We start from the raw sequence: 440 nt of genomic DNA, 5'->3' as shown, positions 1-440 counted from the left end.
GGATAGCCCAGCTGCCGTGCAGCGGCGGCAGCAGGTACTGCTCGTTCAGGTCTTCAACAATCCCGGGGATGCCGGCCGACAAATCGTTGTTCAGCAGGATGGTGCAGGGGTCAAAATCCTTCAGGCCCAGGCGGTGTTCGGTGCGGATCAGCGGTTCCAGCACGATGCTTTCGCCGGTTGGCAAATCGAGCGTCGTGGGCTCCTTGATGTCGGGGTTGAGCGAGCCAAAGCGCACATTCAGCCCGGCCTGGTGGAAGATGCGCTTGAGCTGCAGCACGTTCGACAGGTAAAAGCTGTTGCGGGTGTGGTTCTCGGGCACGACCAGCAGGTTGCGCGCCTCGGGGCAGATCTTTTCAATCGCCGCCATCGCTGCCTGCACAGCCAGCGGCAACATCTGCGGGGTCAGGTTGTTCCAGCCGCCGGGGAACAGGTTGGTGTCA

1 protein-coding gene is annotated in these 440 nt (G+C 62.0%); it reads right to left on the bottom strand.

From position 1 onward, the window contains the following. Positions 1 to 440 (bottom strand): glutamate--cysteine ligase (locus tag ACERY3_RS25380; protein ID WP_373226806.1); only part of this gene is annotated, 440 nt, incomplete at both ends.

Origin of the sequence: Enterobacter cloacae complex sp. ESBL7 (genome assembly GCF_041679625.1) — a bacterium.
GTDB classification, from domain to species: Bacteria; Pseudomonadota; Gammaproteobacteria; order Enterobacterales; family Enterobacteriaceae; genus Enterobacter; species Enterobacter asburiae_B.
Note: the sequence above shows the minus strand (reverse complement) of the source record. Positions and strands in the feature narration are given on the sequence as shown.